The organism is Inquilinus limosus MP06, from assembly GCF_000767795.1.
In the GTDB taxonomy this organism is placed as follows: domain Bacteria; phylum Pseudomonadota; class Alphaproteobacteria; order DSM-16000; family Inquilinaceae; genus Inquilinus; species Inquilinus limosus_E.
Genome location: NZ_JANX01000688.1, coordinates 1 through 2,895 on the forward strand (window position 1 = coordinate 1; position 2,895 = coordinate 2,895).

At 72.1% G+C, this 2,895-nt stretch carries 5 protein-coding genes; 3 read left to right on the forward strand and 2 right to left on the reverse strand.

Annotated features, from left to right (window positions below; all coding sequences use genetic code 11):
• Positions 1 to 86 precede the first annotated feature (86 nt).
• Entirely contained in the window at positions 87 to 620 is a 534-nt protein-coding gene (locus P409_RS30865) for a methylated-DNA--[protein]-cysteine S-methyltransferase (RefSeq protein WP_034847476.1), read from the forward strand.
• Between the two features lie 20 nt (positions 621 to 640).
• Positions 641 to 1,456: an isocitrate lyase/PEP mutase family protein gene (locus P409_RS30870; RefSeq protein ID WP_034847478.1), complete on the forward strand. Its 816-nt coding sequence runs from the start codon at positions 641 to 643 to the stop codon at positions 1,454 to 1,456.
• A 138-nt stretch (positions 1,457 to 1,594) separates the two neighbouring features.
• Here P409_RS30870 and P409_RS30875 read toward each other — a convergent pair whose 3' ends face one another.
• Positions 1,595 to 1,969 (reverse strand): DUF4180 domain-containing protein, encoded by a 375-nt coding sequence (locus P409_RS30875; RefSeq protein ID WP_034847479.1) that lies wholly within the window; start codon positions 1,967 to 1,969, stop codon positions 1,595 to 1,597.
• A gap of 137 nt (positions 1,970 to 2,106) precedes the next feature.
• Here P409_RS30875 and P409_RS40000 point away from each other — a divergent pair, with 137 nt between their 5' ends.
• Entirely contained in the window at positions 2,107 to 2,400 is a 294-nt protein-coding gene (locus tag P409_RS40000; protein WP_034847480.1) for a hypothetical protein, read from the forward strand.
• Positions 2,401 to 2,480: 80 nt separating this feature from the next.
• Here P409_RS40000 and P409_RS39490 read toward each other — a convergent pair.
• Positions 2,481 to 2,895, reverse strand: a 415-nt coding sequence (locus P409_RS39490) for a hypothetical protein (RefSeq protein WP_034847481.1), incomplete at its 5' end; no start/stop codon positions are given.

Genomic DNA, 2,895 nt, shown 5'->3' on the forward strand with positions numbered 1-2,895 from the left:
GCCCTGGCGGCCCTGGCGCGCCTATGCCGCCCAGCATCTCTGGGCCGCCGATGCCGGGCCGGTGGCCAAGGCCGCGGGAGCGACCTATGGCTGAGGCGCTGGTGTTCGACCGCCTGCCGAGCCCGCTCGGCGAGCTGCTGATCGTCGCCGATGATTCCGACCGTCTGCGCGCCATCGACTGGTGCGAGGAGGAGCGGCTGCGCGCCCGCCTGGCCCGCAGCCTGGGCGGCGAGGATTTCACCCTGATGCCGCAGCGCGACCCCGCGGGCCTGACCACGGCTTTGAAAGCGTACTTCGCCGGCGATCTCGCCGTGATCGACTCGTTGCCGGTCGAGGCCGCCGGCACATCGTTCCAGCGCGCCGTGTGGGCGGCGCTGCGCGGCATCGCCTGCGGCACCACCGTGTCCTATGGCGAGATCGCGCGGCGGATCGGCCAGCCCGGCGCCATGCGCGCCGTCGGCCTCGCCAACAACGCCAACCCGATCCCGATCGTCGTGCCCTGCCACCGCGTGATCGGCGCCGATGGCGCGCTGGTCGGCTTCGGCGGCGGCCTCGACCGAAAGCGCTGGCTGCTGGACCATGAGGGCGCCGGCAGCCGGCAGCTCTCGCTCGCCATCTGAACCCCGGGAGAGAACCGCTCATGACCGCCACCCGTCAGGCCGATGCCCTGCAGCAGTTCCGCCGCCTGCACCAGGACGGCATCCTGCTGCTCGCCAATGCCTGGGACGCCGGCAGCGCCCGGCTGATCGAGAGCCTCGGCGCCAAGGCCATCGCCACCACCAGCGCGGGCGTCGCCTGGGCGCATGGCTATCCGGACGGCGACGCCCTGCCGTTCGACCTGCTGGTCGCCACCACCGCCGACATCACTCGGATCGTGAATGTGCCGCTGACCGTCGACAGCGAGGGCGGCTACAGCGACGACCCGGCGGCGGTGGGCGAATCGATCGCCCGGCTGGTCGGCGCCGGCGCCGTCGGCATCAACCTCGAGGACGGGGCGGGATCGCCGGACCTGCTCTGCGCCAAGATCGAGGCGATCAAGCGCGCCGCCGCGCGCAGCGGCCAGGACGTGTTCATCAATGCCCGCACCGACGCCTATCTGCGCGGCCTGGCGCCGGAGGGCGGCAAGGTGGCGGAGGTGCTGGCCCGGGCCGGACGCTATCGCGACGCCGGGGCCGACGGCATCTTCGTGCCGGGCGTCACCAGGCCGGAGGAGATCAAGGCGATCGCCGCCGATGCGCCGCTGCCGCTGAACGTCATGGCCCGGCCCGGGCTGGCAGGCGCAGCGGAGCTGGCGAGCCTCGGCGTCCGCCGCCTCAGCGCCGGCTCCGGCATCAGCCAGACGGTGTTCGCCCGGATCGCGGAGCTGGCCCGGCCCTTCCTGCAGGACGGTGTCTCCGACCCGCTGGTCTCGGGCGCCATGCCCTATCCGGAGATCAACGCGCTGATGGCGAAGTAGGGCAGGGGCCGGACCGCCTTACCGTTCCATTTTTTTGTCATTCTCCGGCTTGACCCGAGGATCCAGGGGCTTTCGAGAGCCGCTCTCGGTGGCCCCTGGATTGCCGGGTCAAGCCCGGCAATGACAATAAACAAGAGGTCAGCCCCCGGCGCGGCCGCCCAGCCGTGCCGCCAGGCTGTCCAGGTCCGGCTCGAACCAGATCTCGCGGCCGCGATTGGCCTCGCGCACCCAGTCGCGCAGGGCGTTGCTGGCGGCGAGGTGCTGCGAGATATCGCCGATCACCGCCAGCTTCAGCCGGTAGTTCACCGCCTTCTGGGCGATCTCCCCGGCCAGGCCGCTGCGCAGCCGGAAGAAGGCCGGGCCGAGGCGGGTGGCCGGCACGGCCAGCACCGAGGCGCCGGCGAACATCGCCTCGCCGATCAGGTCGGTGGCGGCACGGGGAGTGTCGATCGCCGGTCCGCCCGCGTCGCAGATCAGCACCCGCTCGTCGCCCCAGCCCAGGATCTCGGTCATCGGTCACATCCTTCGGCCCGTTGCGGCGCCGGCCGTTTCGTTGCTGCCCGTTCGAACACAACCGCCGGCTTCCGGGAGTTCGACGGAACCGCGGGCCTGGGCCGTGTGTCTTTAGAACGGATTACGGAGGCAAAGGAATGCCCCTCAAGACATCGCTCCTCAAAGCCGCCCTTGTCGCGGTCGCCCTGGTCGCGGTCGCGCCGGCAGTCGCCCCGGCCGCGCATGCGGAAGGCGTGTACCGGCAGACTCAGCGGCACTGGGCGCCGTCCGCGCATCGCCGGGACCACGACCGCGACCGAGACTGGCGGCGGCGCCATGACCACGACCGGGATCGCCACAGCGATCACCGCCGCTGGGATCGCGATCGCCATCACGGCGACCGGCACCATCGCAACAGCGCGGAGGAGCGGTTCTGGCGGCTGGTCCGCTGATCCAGGCCTCGCCTGAGCGAGGCAAAGCCCGCCCGGGACATGTCCGGGCGGGTTTTTTTTGGTCGTGTATCGAGAGTGGCTCAGATCCGGTCGTCGCGCAGATGCCCGCCCAGCGAGGCGCTAACCGCCGCGATGAACGCCCCGATCAGCAGCGACAGGAAGGCGGTGAACGCGGTCGACAGCCCGGCCTTGCGGGCGGCATCTGCCGCTTCGCGCGCCTTGGCCACCGCGGCGTCGACCTGCGCCGTCATCTCGTCGACCCGCTTCTCGGCGTCGGCCTGGGCGAGGCCGGTGCGCTGCGCCACCAGCTGGGCCAGGTAGGTCCTGTCGGCCGCCGGCAGGCTGCCGGTCGCGGCGGCATTGGCCAGGATCCGCGCCACCTCCTGCCGTGGATCCGCGTTCCCCGTTGCCTGCGCCTGCGCGTCCGGCGCGGGCCGGAACAGCAGGTCGATGGCGTAGCCCGTCGGATCCGCAGGCGCCGCGGCCGGAGCGGCC

Bases quoted from the DNA above. Each gene is read 5' to 3' on its own strand.
- P409_RS30865 (WP_034847476.1), top strand. From the start codon at position 87: ATGGCTGAGGCGCTGGTGTTCGACCGCCTGCCGAGCCCGCTCGGCGAG.
- P409_RS30870 (WP_034847478.1), top strand. From the start codon at position 641: ATGACCGCCACCCGTCAGGCCGATGCCCTGCAGCAGTTCCGCCGCCTG.
- P409_RS30875 (WP_034847479.1), bottom strand. From the start codon at position 1,969: ATGACCGAGATCCTGGGCTGGGGCGACGAGCGGGTGCTGATCTGCGAC.
- P409_RS40000 (WP_034847480.1), top strand. From the start codon at position 2,107: ATGCCCCTCAAGACATCGCTCCTCAAAGCCGCCCTTGTCGCGGTCGCC.